At 40.0% G+C, this 13,948-nt stretch carries 12 protein-coding genes and 1 pseudogene; 12 read left to right on the forward strand and 1 reads right to left on the reverse strand.

The genetic code is table 11. The annotated features are described in order from the left end of the window. Positions 1–241 precede the first annotated feature (241 nt). From CLV38_RS12640 to fliY, 12 genes are all read left to right on the forward strand, one after another. Complete coding sequence (locus tag CLV38_RS12640) at positions 242–2,311, forward strand: methyl-accepting chemotaxis protein (RefSeq protein ID WP_170068909.1); 2,070 nt, start codon at positions 242–244, stop codon at positions 2,309–2,311. Between the two features lie 221 nt (positions 2,312–2,532). Next, on the forward strand, positions 2,533–4,845 hold the full coding sequence (locus CLV38_RS12645; RefSeq protein WP_170068910.1) for a methyl-accepting chemotaxis protein: 2,313 nt from the start codon (positions 2,533–2,535) through the stop codon (positions 4,843–4,845). Positions 4,846–4,862: 17 nt separating this feature from the next. Then, entirely contained in the window at positions 4,863–5,333 is a 471-nt protein-coding gene (locus tag CLV38_RS12650) for a chemotaxis protein CheW (protein ID WP_106196224.1), read from the forward strand. A 25-nt stretch (positions 5,334–5,358) separates the two neighbouring features. Continuing rightward, positions 5,359–5,841 (forward strand): chemotaxis protein CheD, encoded by a 483-nt coding sequence (locus CLV38_RS12655; protein ID WP_106196226.1) that lies wholly within the window; start codon positions 5,359–5,361, stop codon positions 5,839–5,841. Between the two features lie 20 nt (positions 5,842–5,861). Further along, positions 5,862–6,875, forward strand: coding sequence for a protein-glutamate methylesterase/protein-glutamine glutaminase (locus CLV38_RS12660; protein ID WP_106196229.1), 1,014 nt, complete (start codon positions 5,862–5,864; stop codon positions 6,873–6,875). A gap of 4 nt (positions 6,876–6,879) precedes the next feature. Continuing rightward, positions 6,880–7,659 carry a CheR family methyltransferase gene (locus CLV38_RS12665; protein ID WP_106196231.1) on the forward strand — a complete coding sequence of 260 codons (780 nt, stop codon included), beginning with the start codon at positions 6,880–6,882 and terminating at the stop codon, positions 7,657–7,659. Positions 7,660–7,677: 18 nt separating this feature from the next. Further along, entirely contained in the window at positions 7,678–9,702 is a 2,025-nt protein-coding gene (locus CLV38_RS12670; protein ID WP_106196233.1) for a chemotaxis protein CheA, read from the forward strand. Then, entirely contained in the window at positions 9,695–10,291 is a 597-nt protein-coding gene (locus tag CLV38_RS12675; RefSeq protein WP_106196236.1) for a chemotaxis protein CheC, read from the forward strand. The genes CLV38_RS12670 and CLV38_RS12675 overlap by 8 nt, the downstream gene beginning before the upstream one ends. Before the next feature lie 15 nt (positions 10,292–10,306). Further along, the gene (locus CLV38_RS12680; protein ID WP_106196238.1) at positions 10,307–10,669 is read left to right on the forward strand and encodes a response regulator; all 363 of its coding nucleotides are present in this window, start codon (positions 10,307–10,309) and stop codon (positions 10,667–10,669) included. 83 nt (positions 10,670–10,752) lie between these two features. Further along, positions 10,753–11,172, forward strand: a complete 420-nt coding sequence (locus CLV38_RS12685; RefSeq protein ID WP_106196240.1) for a chemotaxis protein CheW — start codon at positions 10,753–10,755, stop codon at positions 11,170–11,172. Further along, positions 11,169–12,173 (forward strand): flagellar motor switch protein FliM, encoded by a 1,005-nt coding sequence (fliM, locus tag CLV38_RS12690; RefSeq protein WP_281260066.1) that lies wholly within the window; start codon positions 11,169–11,171, stop codon positions 12,171–12,173. The genes CLV38_RS12685 and fliM overlap by 4 nt, the downstream gene beginning before the upstream one ends. Further along, on the forward strand, positions 12,166–13,269 hold the full coding sequence (fliY, locus tag CLV38_RS12695) for a flagellar motor switch phosphatase FliY (protein ID WP_106196242.1): 1,104 nt from the start codon (positions 12,166–12,168) through the stop codon (positions 13,267–13,269). Before fliM ends, fliY begins: the two co-directional genes overlap by 8 nt. A gap of 538 nt (positions 13,270–13,807) precedes the next feature. On the opposite strand, the pseudogene CLV38_RS12700 reads toward fliY, so the two are convergent. Then, a pseudogene (locus CLV38_RS12700) lies at positions 13,808–13,948 on the reverse strand (IS256 family transposase); the annotation flags it as partial.

Genomic DNA, 13,948 nt, shown 5'->3' on the forward strand with positions numbered 1-13,948 from the left:
GCAAGACAAAATCAAAATGCAGCTTAAAAAAAGAGGAAAGCCAGATGGCTTTCCTCCTACATGAATCTATGACCAACACTATTTGACAAAGAACCCGTTTATTAAGCCATTTTGCGCTTAATAACGTCTTTTTTTCATTTTAAATGGGGTTCTTCTAAGTTTCTTTTACTTAAAAGCCTTAAAATTTCTTTAGTATTACCGATAATGAGAAAGAATGCACATAGTGAAAGAGGGAATGACAATGAAAAAAATAAAAGGAAGAAATAAAAATACCGGGCCAAAAAAGAAATCAATTCGGTCAAGGGTAATTGTATTATTTACACTATTGGTTTTACTCCCAATTATTGTAGTCTCCGGTGTGCTTTTTTATCGGATGGATCAGGCGGTGACGAGACGTGTTCTGAGAGAGCAGCAAGAAGCCACCAGTCGAATCGTTAATTTAATGGAAGAAGCTGGTGAAGAAGCAAGTAATAGTCTCATTGCGGTTGCAGCTTTACAAGATATAACCCAAGTCTCTGCCTTGGAGGATACTTCCCAACTCGAAGAGTTACTGCTGATCGTTCAGTCAGCTTCCCAATACATAAGTGATATGTTTTTGTTTGTTCCTGGTGGAAACTCAATCGGAACCTTAAGTGACTCCGCACTAGAGTCCACTTCTAGTGAGTGGGCTGCCGGTGCCACAGAAGCAGAAGGTGAAATATATTTTTCTGAGCCCTATACAGATGTGGTATCAGGTGCGACTACAATGGCTGCAGCAGTCGAAATCACCCAAGAAGATGGTCAGTCGAGTATTTTGGGTGTTCAGCTCGATATGCAGAGTATTGCAGACATTATCGAAGACAGTCAGATTGGTGAGACAGGTTACCCCTTTGTTATTACTGAAGCTGGATATTGGCAATTCACTCGGGATTCAGCTCTTGCAGGATTAAATGTGAGTGACCAATCTATTTTTACAGAGGCCGTAAATGCTTCTGGTGAAATTTATAATGATTTTAATAACCGAAGTTTCCCTATTTATTATGAGCGCGTCCAGGAAATGGATCTGATAGTATATGGAGCGGTAACCTCAGAAGAAATGGCAGTGGAACAAAATTTATTCTTGAACAGCAGTTTGCGCGTTCTGCTCATCAGTAGTGTAGGAGCCATTGGTTTAGCTGTTTTGATTGCAAATTATCTTGTATCAATAACCCATACTCTAAGAGGAGCCTTATTGGGGATTCAGGATGGCGATTTGAAAACACGTATTAATTCATTTAAATCCAGAAAGAAATTAGCAAAAGGTAATAAAACGCAAAAAATCAAAAAGGAAAAGGGGATTCAACCAAATGGACACGAGTTGCATCAAATTGGATGGAGCTTCAATACGGCAGTTTCTGCATTCCAAGTGACCGTTAAAGATATCCAAATGAGAGCTAAATCAGTAGACGAACTGGCGTATGACTTATCGGAGATAACCGAACAGACTAAACACGCTACTGAAGAGGTTTCCGAAACGATACAATCTATCGCACAGGCTAGCGGTGTCCAAACTAAAGATACTCAGAATACCGTCACGTTGATGGAAGCATTATCCGAAAATGTCACGCGTATTTCTTCCAATATGAATGAAGTTGGCAGACATGCTGATGAGACCGTTCTTGCTTTAGGTGAAAATGATCAGAATATGGCAATGGTGAATAATACCTGGAACGACACTATTAACTCGTTTAATCACTTGAAAGGCGATATCAGTACAGTAGATGAAAGAGTTCAGGATGTTGAGAAAATACTAAAAGCCATCCATACTATTTCAGAACAGACTAATCTGCTGGCCTTGAACGCCTCTATTGAAGCAGCTCGTGCGGGAGAAGCCGGAAGAGGATTCTCAGTCGTAGCCGAAGAGATTAGGAAGTTAGCTGAACAAAGTAATGCTTCATCTGAAATGATTGCCGACATTATCCATGTCATTCAGAAAGATTCGAAAGATATGGTCAAGACGGTCGATCAAGTACTTGAAGACAGTTCAAAACAGACAGCCTCTTTAAAAGACGTTACTCAAACTAATGAGAGCATTTCATTGAAAATTCAGGAATTGGCTAAACACATCAGCCACTCTCTGCAGTTGACTGGTTTAGTCGAAAAAGATAAAGAAGAAGTAGTCAACGCTCTGGACAGTATCGAAGCATCTGCAGAAGAAAACGCTGCTGGTACAGAACAAGTTTCAGCCAATATAGAAGAGATACTTGCATCAATGGAGGAATTTGCTGTCTCAATCGACCAGTTAAAAGATCTTGCAAGTGGTTTAAGAGAATCAACAAATCAATTTTCATAACCGTTAATGATTAGAAACCTTGCGGGTCAGTATAACGACTCGCAGGGTATTTTAATTGTATTCATGTTTAAGACCCCCTTCTTGAATACGAAGAGTGTATAATTGTGACAAAAATAAGAATAATGACTTACTTTAACTGAAAGCATAAACATTACACAATGGTAACCGATAATAAGTTAAGAATAACCTATCTATATCAATTGAGTAAGAGGAGAGATCAAATGAAGAACGTCAAGCATCATATTAAACGACTGCAGGAAAGGTTCCAGACCATTAAATGGCCGAAACTTAATACAGGAGCAAGTGGTTTCAAGTTTAAACGAAAGGGTAAACCTGATTCGATCAAGAGAGATCATAAGAGTCTTCGCATTCCTATTGCTGCTACTTTGATTGTTCTTATGCTGATCCCGGTCCTTTTTTCCATGCTTTATACATATAATCAAACATCATCGCTCATTACAGATAGAATCGAGGAACAAGAAAAGCAGATAACTGCAAACTTAGTGGCTAACATTACAAATGCTGCCAATTCAGCTGAAGAAACCGTTCAGCGTTTGTCTCTTGACGGCGTGCTGCAACGTGTTGCCAATGGTGATGAATACGCACAGATGGAACTAGGCTCCCGTTTTCAATATGTTGTAACGGGTAATCCTTATATTGCAGATGTCCATTTCGTACCATCTAATTCTGACAATCAGTTCGTTTCAACATTATCAGTGGTAAGAGGAAATCAAGATCCATATGATATCTACCCATGGATCGATAGTGGTATGGCATCATCCGGTCTTCAATGGACAGAACCTCATGTATATAACAATCGTTCACGCATGACGGTTACCAGAGCAATCGGTACAGGGAGTAATTTACAAGGTGTACTGGCTATCGATTTAGATATGAACGTGATACGAGAAGAAATCAATAAGACACAAATAGCAAACACTGGATTCATCAGTATTTTAACAGATGGTGGGGACGTTGTAGCCTCTTCACAAGCAGACTGGGTTGGGGAAAATATGTCATCCTCTCCATTTTTCCAAGATTCTACAGAAGCTGAAGTGTCCACCTCAACTTCCGAAAATACAAATAATGATGGAATGGTCTATGACAATGAGGTCAATGACGGGCGTTTCGGCATTTATTATGAACGAATTCCTACTCTGGGTTTAAATGTTTACGGAATGGTCCGAGCTAATGAAATGGCTGCAGAACAATCGGTTCTGCAAGGGATACTGATTTTCGTTACGATACTGACAATTATTATAGCCGGGATAGTTGCTTTGATGGCATCCGGCTTAGTCGCTGCCATTTCAGAATCTCTAATGAAGGCATTCAAACGTGTCGAAAACGGAGACCTGACGACACGTCTAAATAAGAAAGACTTGATCAATCCTAATCTTGTATTAATCAAAGGTTTGGATAAACTAAACGATAAACGGGGTAAGAAACCTAAGGAAGGCAAAGAACTTAATCCAAAAGGAAATGAGATCCACCAGATCGGCTTAGCTTTCAATCGTACATTAACTACTTTTGAAGACACTGTAAAAGTGATTCAAGGGAACAGCCAGAATGTGTCGACCATGGCTACTACCTTAACTGAAATTGCAGAACAGACAAGCCGTTCAACTGCTGAAGTTTCAGAAACAATCAATGGTGTAGCGGAATCCACTTCTATGCAGACTCAAGATACAGAAGCAACGGCCAATCAGATGAATGACCTGGCTGAAGCATTAAGTGAAATAGATAAAGCTGTTGCTCAAATGGGAGAACACGCTGATAAGACAATGGTTGTTAATGGACAGAACACTTATGCAACCCAGGAAGTTGAACAGAAGTGGAACGAAACGCTTGAAACACTTGGCGATTTGAAAGATAAAATCGAAGAAGTGGATGGAGATATTCAAAACATCGAAGGCATCGTGCAGGCGATTACGACTATTGCCTCCAAGACCAATCTGCTTGCATTAAATGCTTCAATCGAAGCAGCTCGTGCAGGAGATGCCGGACGCGGATTCGCGGTTGTTGCTGAAGAAATTCGTAAGCTTGCTGAACAGAGCGCTACGTCTTCAAAAGATATTCAGACCATTATCCGCACAATTCAAGAAAAATCATCTGGAATGGTAAATCATCTCGAAGAAACGAACGATGACAGTAAAGTTCAGACAGAGAAAATAGATGAAGCCATTAAGTCTTCTGAAAATGTTGCTGCTTCTCTTGAGCGTCTTGTGAGCAGCATGATAGTTGTCATGCAGTCTTCAACAGTCATCAATGCAAAAAAAGAAGAAGTGGTTGCTCAATTGGAAAGTATTGCAGCAGGTGCTCAGGAAAACTCGGCCGGAACAGAACAAGTTTCAGCAAATGCAGAAGAAATTCTGGCTACAATGGAAGACTTTACAACTCACATTAACCGATTGGAAGATGTCGCAAACATTCTTAAAGCTTCAGCAGAGAAATTCGTAATCGGTCAATCCCAACTGAGTGATGACACCGAAGACAACTCAGTGGAACTAAACGATTTAGCACCAGAATTTGCATAATTAAAGGAGTAGAACTAATGGCACAACATCTCTTATTTAAAGCGGGAGGTCAAACTTTTGGCTTTCCTATTACTATTACAGATAAAATCATTGCACTGGAAAACCATACGGCTGTTCCGGATGTGTCGTCTTATATAGTGGGTGTGCAGGAAATCGAAGGAGAAGTACTGGCTATAATTGATTTAGCTGAACGATTTTACGGCATGTCAGCTCCTCAACCGGAAGAAGCCGACATTATATTAGTAAACTGGAAAGAAACTAAAATCGGTTTGCTGGTAGATGAAGTAACGGTCGTCCAGTCGTATCACACTGAAGACCTGATTGATTCAGATGAGGAAAAAATAGATGGGTTGTCCACTTCTTATATTACAGCTTTCGTTCAGACAAGTGATGGCATCGTTCCTATTCTTGACAGTGACTGTCTGTTCGCGGAAGAAAAAGGCGAGGAATTGAGACGTCTGGTATCAATCCAGAAAGTACAGAACTAATTAAAGAACGGATTTGGAGACTAAAATGTCGGAACAGATAAAAGTAGGAATTTCAGATTATAAAATAGCAACTGCTCCTAATCAGTTAGTAACAATAGGATTGGGATCTTGTATCGGGATTGCCTTGTTTGCTCCGAAAGCGAAAATGGGAGCGTTAAGTCATATCATGCTGCCGGACAGTACGTCTTTTAATGATATTTCAAATTGGCCGAAATTTGCAGACCTGGCTTTGCCGAAGATAGTGGATGAACTGAGAGAGAAGGCCAGTGAAGAAGAACTGCTGGTGAAAATAGCTGGTGGAGCAAGTATGTTTTCCTTCTCGACAGAGTCACCGATCCTGCAGATCGGTCAGCGCAATATTGAAGCCGTCAAAACCTGTCTCGAAGAATTGAAACTCAAGATTATTTCTGAACATGTCGGAGGAAAGATGGGTCGTTCAATGTTTGTCGATCTGGATACATTCGACGTCAAAGTCAGAATGGTCAACCGTGACGAATTTGTATTATAAATGAAAATGAGGAATCAGGAATGAGCATTAAAGTATTAGTCGTTGACGATTCCGCTTTACTCAGAAAGGTACTGTCAAATGTACTGAATGACTGTAAAGGAATTGAAGTGACAGATGTTGCTAGAAACGGTATAGAAGCCATGAAAATTATAGAAAAAGCGCAACCAGATCTAGTTACACTGGATGTTGAAATGCCAATGATGAACGGACTGGAAACATTGAAGGCAATAAAAGAAGCCTATGATATTCCCGTTATTATGCTCAGCTCTAAAACCAATGAAGAAACGACAATTCAAGCTCTTGAATTAGGAGCAGAGGACTTTGTGGAAAAACCTGTTTCCATACAGAAACACTGGAATACATTTAAAGAAGATTTGTCAAAACGCATTCATGTTCACTTTTCAGAGGAGAAGCATAATGACATCACTATTAAAAAACAACGATTACTAAATGATTCACTGCTGTCTAAGAAAAAGCACCTCAAAGCTATTGTAATGGGTGCTTCTACTGGCGGTCCTAAAGCACTGGTCAAAGCCATACAAGGCATTTCTTCAAACTTATCTGTTCCCGTGTTTATCGTTCAGCATATGCCAGAAGGATTTACAGCTTCATTTGCTAAAAGGCTTGATACAACTGCAAGCGTACAGGTTGTAGAAGCCGTTCATGGTCAGAAAATAAAATCTGGAACAGTATATCTGGCACCCGGAGCCAGACACTTAACCATTAATGGGGACAGACTAGAGCTGGACACCAGACCGAAAGTTCATGGTGTAAGACCGGCTGTCGATTACTTGTTCGAAACTGCTGCGCATACATACGGCGAACATATTCTGGCGATTGTGTTGACTGGGATGGGAAGTGATGGCGCACCAGGATGTGAAGTAATCAAACAGAAAGGCGGATACATTTTGACACAAGATAAGGAATCATCGATCGTTTACGGAATGCCCCGTGTCGTTGTAGAAAGAGGTTTATCCGATCAATCAGCTAGTATTAATGAAATAGCTGATATACTTAGAGAAATGACAAGGTGACTATATGACAACTTTAAATTATGACTATTTTTATGACTGGGTCCACCTGAATTTAAACATCCGCCTGGATGCCTATAAAGAAAAACAGCTGAACAGACGTATCCAAACGGTTATGCGTCAGGCAGGTGCTAACACTTTAGAAGAGTATTCATCATTGATACATGGAGATGAAGGCGTAAAAAAACAGTTTCTGGATTACATCACAATTAATGTCACTGAGTTTTTCAGAAATAAAGATTTATTTGAAAAGTTTGAAGAACTGCTCTTAAATGATTTATCCAAGAAATTCAATGAAATCAAAATCTGGAGCGCAGCTTGTTCGATTGGTGCTGAACCTTATTCTCTGGCTATGATCATTAATCGCCATTCGCTGCCCCTTAAAAGAAAAATCATTGCTACAGATATTGACGAAACTATTCTGGCTAAAGCTAAAACGGGTATTTATAAAGAAAACGAACTGAAAAATGTGTCGCTGCTTGATCGCACAACTTTTTTTAAAGAAGACAATAAGCGATTTGTGTTAGATGAAAAAATAAAAGGGATGGTTGAATTTAAAAAGCACGACTTAGTGCTGGATTCATTTGAACAGAATCTGCATGTTATCGTGTGCCGTAATGTGACCATTTATTTTAAGAATGAAGTGAAAGAAGACATATACCAGCGCATGAGTGACTCATTAGTCAAGGGTGGTCTTCTATTTACGGGAGCGACCGAAACGATTTACCAGCCTGAACAATATGGATTAAAGAAGGTCTCGTCATTTATTTACGAAAAAGTTCTTTAAGACCAGAGGGGGAAGATGATGGAAGATAATAGTGCATACCGCGACCTCTTTTTTGAGGAAACAGACGAAAATTTAGCGATTTTAAATCAAGAAGTTTTGCAGCTCGAACAAAATCCTGAAGACAAACAGATTATTGATGCCATATTCAGAGCCGCTCATACTCTAAAAGGCATGGCCGCGACCATGGGCTATGACACAATGGCAAAGCTTACTCATGCTGTTGAAAACCTGTTCGAACTAGTCAAAAGTAATCAGATAGTTGTGTCAAGCGACCTGATTTCACTGTTCTTTGACAGCTTGGATACCTTAACAGAAATTGTCGAGAAACTGAGACTGGATGAAGATGATTCAGTCGATATTTCATTACTAGTCAGTCAGCTGGAAAAAGCAGCGTCTAATAACGCATCCGATGCTAAGAGTAGCGTTGAGGTACAATCTGCCAACAAAACACCGTATGAGTTTCCAGTTTTAGAAGAGTCTGATAAAGTAGCTATCCACTCTGCCTTAAACAGCGGATACCAGTTATATGCGATAGGCGTTCGAGTAGAAGAACAAAGCATGATGAAAGCAGCCAGAGCATTTATGGTTATCAGCAGACTAGAACAGATCGGTGACTTCGTGCAGATGAAACCCTCGGCTGAGATACTTGAGCAAGGTGAGCTGGAAGAGTCCTTTACTGTTTATTTCTTGTCTAAAGAAGATAAGGAAAGCATTGAGAAGTATGTCGAAGACAGTAGCGAAATTGAGGAAATTTGGGTTAAAGAAACGACTGTCGATGAGGACTTGAATCAGATAGTGACAGGTGAAAACGAGAATGAAACGGTAGCTGAAACTGTTGTCGAAGAAGAGAAAGTAGAAGGTCCTGTTGCTGATAAGAAGAAGCAGACAGCCAAACAAACCATTCGTGTTGATTTATCCCGTTTAGATCAGTTTATGAATCTTGTTTCTGAACTGGTGATTCACCGGACACGTCTGGAAGATATGTCAGAAAAGAATCACCTTCAAGAACTGACCGAACCATTAACTCAAGTCGGGAGGATCACTACTGAGCTTCAGGAGCTGGTACTTCAGTTGCGCATGCAGCCGTTTAATGTTGTCGTTCAGCGTTTTCCACGAATGATGCGTGACTTGACCAATGAATTAGGTAAAGAAATCAACTTCGTTACGGAAGGCGAAAACACCGAACTGGACCGAACCGTTGTCTCTGAAATTGGAGAGCCGCTCATTCACTTGCTCAGAAACGCTGCTGATCATGGCGTCGAAATGCCAAACGAACGCGAACAAGTCGGTAAACCTCGTGCAGGTACAATCAAATTATCAGCTTATCCAGAAGGAAACAGAGTCATTGTCACACTAGCGGATGATGGTAAAGGATTAAATCCGAGACTTATTGAAAAGAGTGCCCATAAAAAAGGCATTTCTACTGATGGGATGACTGATGAACAAATTCAGAACCTTATTTTTCACCCGGGATTCTCAACTGCTCAGGAAGTGACAGGCATTTCTGGTCGTGGGGTAGGAATGGACGCTGTTAGTCAGAAGATTTCCAATTTAAACGGAAAAATTGAGACCTTCAGTGAAGTGGGGAAAGGGACGACATTCAGAATTACCTTGCCTTTAACTTTATCAATCATTCAATCTCTGCTGGTCAAAGTCGGTCAGGAAACATTCGCTATACCACAAGCGGTTATCGACAAAGTTAACCGTTTTGAAGAAGAGGATGCCATCTCTGTTCACCAGAAAGAAGTGTATCAGTATGAAGGCAAAACGATTCCACTGATTCGTGTTCATAATGCACTTGGACTGCCGGACTCAACGAAAGAGCTGCAGCATGTCATTATCGTATTGATCGGTGAAAAACAGTATGCACTGATCGTCGACGAGCTGATCCACCAGAAAGAAATCGTCATTAAAAAGTTAGGTAAAGAAATCAGCCATGTATCTAATTTCCTTGGTGCTACTATTTTAGGAGACGGCAGTATCTGTTTGATTTTAGATGTGACGTCCATTTGCACACGGAAGAAGGCAAAAGCAGATGAGTAAAGACCATTCGCTTCTTCGCTATGATGCACTTCAGGAAGTCGTGAATATTGGTGGCGGACATGCGGCGACGAGTTTAGCTAAATTGATTGGTCGTCCGGTAGAAATGGATGTTCCATTTGTTGAACTACTTTCCTATGAAGAAGTCTATCAAAATATCCAAGCAGATGATACAATTGTTAAAGTAGTGCTATCTGAGTTGATGGGAAAGAAATATGGCGTATTTTTATTCGTGATCGATCCTGATGATGCAGATAAAGTAGCGCATATGCTGCTGCCCGATCAAACTGAGATGTCTGAAGAACTGATTGACTCTTCTTTAAAAGAGTTGAGTAATATTATCTTTCAATCATTTCTGCAGGCAGTCGTTCAGTTGATTGACAAACCGCTGATTGCGTCTCTTCCAGTCATGACCACAGATCTTTTCGGCTCTATCCTGTCAAGTGTCTACATGGAACAGGAACAGTATAGTGATGAGCTGTTTATTATCAAGAACAATTTTTACAGCTTGGGTCACAAAATTGAAGGTAGTCTGTACTTCGTCCCTAAGCCGCAAGCCCTAGAATTATTATTAATCCAATTAGGAATTTAACAGGAGGAAAAACAAATGAGTAAACGTGTATTGATCGTAGATGACGCAGCTTTCATGCGTATTAAATTAAAGGATATTCTGGAGAAAAACGGCTATGAAGTAGCTGGAGAAGCGCAGAATGGGAATGAAGCTGTTGAGAAATATAAAGAGGTCCAACCCGATATCGTCACGATGGATATCACGATGCCAGAAAAAGATGGCGTAGAGGCACTGAAAGAAATTAAAGCACTAGATAAAAATGCAATCGTCCTAATGTGTTCAGCTATGGGTCAGCAGACAATGGTTATGGATGCTATTCGTGCCGGTGCAATGGACTTTATCGTTAAGCCATTCGATACTGAACGTGTGATTAAAGCACTGGATAAAGCGATCAGTTAATTCAGTTTCAACTCATCATTACAAGTTTCAGATTTTTGTCACAACATCTTTTTGTCTCAGTTAAACCAAGGGGGATTTACGTTATGCAACTGATTGTATTTAAATTAAAAGAACGGTTTTATGGCTTCACAACGGAAGATATAGAGGAAATCACTACAACTTTAAAGGAAACAGTTATCCCCCAAGGTCCGTCCTGGACAAAGGGATTAATTAACCTCAGAGGACAGATTATGACACTGATCGACCTTGAGGCACTCCTTAATGGGTCTAGCGCATCAGAAGAATTATGGTACAATAACACCATCATTGTGAATACTGATGATAATCCTCTTGCACTGATGGTCGGAAAAGTTATCGGTGTAACGGATATCACTGAAGAACAAGTACATAAGAATGAAGACGAGGAGGATACTCTAGTCTCAGGATATGTTTCTGCATACAATGAAATGGTCAGTATTATACAAATTAATTCTATTCTGAAAGAGAAAGAGGAAGTAGCGTGAGCCAACAAGTTTTATCACAACAAGAGATAGATGCTTTGCTGGTAGCCATGGATAGTGGTGAGATCGATACAGATGAAGTTGAAGAGGAACGTAATACCCCTAAAGTAAAATCCTATGATTTCAGACGTCCGGTCCGTTTATCGAAGGAATACCTTTCAACGATCACGATGGTCTTTGAGGATTTCTCGAAACTGGCGTCCAATTTACTATCGACTCAATTGAGAAAACCAGTTGAAACAAAAATTGCAGCCATTGAGCAAGTGTCGTTTGACGAGTTTGTTCATTCTGTCCCAAGTTTCACATTAATGGGGGTCTTTAAAAGTGCGCCCTTAAATGGACTTCAGATCCTTGAAATCAATCCTCAGTTCAGCTTGCAGATCGTTGAGTTATTGTGTGGGTATACTGAAGTATCGTCTGGAGAGACAATGAACAGTAAATCAAGTTTTACTGATATCGAACTGGCGATTTTAGACGATGTATTAAAGTCCCTGCTTCGTTCATTTGAAACAGCTTGGAAAGAAATTAAGGAAATCGATGTGACGCTAGAAGATACGGAAACAAAACCGCAGCTGCTACAAACGATGTCTCCAAATGAACCGGTTGTATTGGTGACGTTACAAGTTACACTTGAAAACCAACGTACATTTATCAATATGTGCATACCATACATATTCTTTGAAGACATTTTAGATAAGTTAAGTTTTAAAAACTGGTTCCATTCTGGTAAGGAATTTGACTCATCTGAAAGAGGACAGATTGCTCACAGTTTAGACCGTGTCCCTGTCAATATCGAAGTGAAGCTAGGTGAATCAACGATGGATGTGTCTGACTTCCTGGAGATGGAAGAAGGAGACATTATTCAATTGGATGAGAAAACATCTAAACCCCTTTCGCTATATGTCGAAGACAGACCTTATTTTAAGGTTAAACCGGGAATGATCAATAATAAACTGGCAGTCGAAATATTAAAATTTACGGGAGGAGAGAGCGACGATGAGTAATCAGTTAACACAGGAAGAAATTGATGCTATGTTAAGTGGCGGTGCTATGGCAAGTGATGAGCCTGAACAGATTGAGGATCCATTGAGTCAGGATATTAAAGACATCATTGGCGAAGTGGGAAACATTTCAATGTCTCAAGCCGCCACTACCCTTTCTACATTATTGAATAGACAAGTCAGCATTACAACACCTGTGGTTAAGGGTCAAACCATTAAACATATCATGAATGCCAGTGAAACACCTAAAGTTGTCACTACCATAGGATTCAAAGAAGGTCTGGTCGGGAAAAACGTCCTGATGATCAGTGTTGATGATGCGATTATTATTGCGGATTTAATGATGGGAAATGATGGAACAAATGCAGAAAACAATGAGTTTTCTGAGCTTGAATTAAGTGCAGTTTCAGAGGCCATGAATCAGATGATTGGGTCTGCTTCTACAGCTATGGCGACGATGTTTAACCGTCGAGTAGATATTTCACCACCTGATGTGAAGAAGTGGGAAAACGCGGAAGAAGCTGCTATTGATATGCCTAACCAGGATGAAGTGGTATGTACTACGTCATTCCGTTTAAGTGTTGAAGGATTATTGGATAGTGAGATTATGCAGATTTTACCGCTGGATACTGTGATGGAAATTGCCGACATAATGATAGGCGACACAGCTGAAGTGTTACATGGGCGTGAAGGAATCAAAGTTGTTTCGGAGTCTACTGAAGAACCGAAATCTCAGACTGTTCCGAAAGAAAAGTCTGAGCAACAGAGTGAATCGGTAAGTATTCAGACACCTAAGTTTCAGGAGTTGAATCGTGGAGAGTCTAAACACTCACCGCGTAATCTGGACTTGATTATGGATGTTCCGCTTGATTTCAGTGTGGTACTTGGCAAGAGCCGAAAGACGATCAAAGATATATTATCGTTGAGTACGGGATCTGTCGTTGAACTAGATAAGATGACAGATGAGCCGCTTGAGATTTACGTAAATGGCAAGCTAATTGCGGAAGGTGAAGTTGTTGTCATCAACGAGAGCTTCGGTATCCGTATTACGAATATTTTAAGTAAAGAACAACGCGTGCGTCATTTGAATAAGGATTAACTTAGAAGTCATGGAAGAAGCAGGAGAAATCCTGCTTCTTTTTATTATTTACAAGCATATAATAGTTCACTTAAATAGGGTGCTTGCTTTTCGCATTTTCAGCTGAAGCTTGCGGTGGGCGGCCTCAACTAACTCCGCCTGCGGTGCAGTCAGAGTGGATTTTCGGCCTCGCTGGTAAAGTGTTAGAATTAATACTTGAGATACGATTTACTTTTAACGTTTTAAATAATACTTTTACCACCTGCGTCCCGTTTGAAAATCCAAAAAAAGAATTTCTTCTTTTGCTAGAAGTGACTAGGTAGTTAAAAGACAGCGTTTTGGATTTGGTTTAGTTTTTGTATTGATTTATTCAAAGAGTCACTTAGCTAAATAATATGAATATGAAAAATAGTGAGAGTTTATTCACTTTTGATGTATTTAGGTCACAACTATTGTAATTGGGTGGGTTACATTGTTATTAGTTTTTCGATATACTTGTTTTAGTGGGAGTGTCAATAATTATGTGTAAATGAAGTGCTCCTTCTATAAAATCGATTTATTAATTTGTTAATCTTTCAAACATTTTTTCTAGCTCTGCTTCAGCTTGTTGGAAGCCGCGGTGAATCCGTGTCAAAAACTTCTGATTGTACGTATCAAAACGGGAAACCAAAAAGCGATCCATAGATTCTTCATTCTGAAA

It is taken from the genome of Alkalibacterium olivapovliticus (assembly GCF_003003275.1).
Lineage (GTDB): Bacteria > Bacillota > Bacilli > Lactobacillales > Carnobacteriaceae_A > Alkalibacterium > Alkalibacterium olivapovliticum.

Coding starts and splice junctions, on each gene's coding strand:
- CLV38_RS12665 (WP_106196231.1), top strand. CDS start 6,880: ATGACAACTTTAAATTATGACTATTTTTATGACTGGGTCCACCTGAAT.
- CLV38_RS12650 (WP_106196224.1), top strand. CDS start 4,863: ATGGCACAACATCTCTTATTTAAAGCGGGAGGTCAAACTTTTGGCTTT.
- CLV38_RS12675 (WP_106196236.1), top strand. CDS start 9,695: ATGAGTAAAGACCATTCGCTTCTTCGCTATGATGCACTTCAGGAAGTC.
- CLV38_RS12655 (WP_106196226.1), top strand. CDS start 5,359: ATGTCGGAACAGATAAAAGTAGGAATTTCAGATTATAAAATAGCAACT.
- CLV38_RS12685 (WP_106196240.1), top strand. CDS start 10,753: ATGCAACTGATTGTATTTAAATTAAAAGAACGGTTTTATGGCTTCACA.
- CLV38_RS12645 (WP_170068910.1), top strand. CDS start 2,533: ATGAAGAACGTCAAGCATCATATTAAACGACTGCAGGAAAGGTTCCAG.
- CLV38_RS12660 (WP_106196229.1), top strand. CDS start 5,862: ATGAGCATTAAAGTATTAGTCGTTGACGATTCCGCTTTACTCAGAAAG.
- CLV38_RS12670 (WP_106196233.1), top strand. CDS start 7,678: ATGGAAGATAATAGTGCATACCGCGACCTCTTTTTTGAGGAAACAGAC.
- CLV38_RS12680 (WP_106196238.1), top strand. CDS start 10,307: ATGAGTAAACGTGTATTGATCGTAGATGACGCAGCTTTCATGCGTATT.
- fliY (WP_106196242.1), top strand. CDS start 12,166: ATGAGTAATCAGTTAACACAGGAAGAAATTGATGCTATGTTAAGTGGC.
- CLV38_RS12640 (WP_170068909.1), top strand. CDS start 242: ATGAAAAAAATAAAAGGAAGAAATAAAAATACCGGGCCAAAAAAGAAA.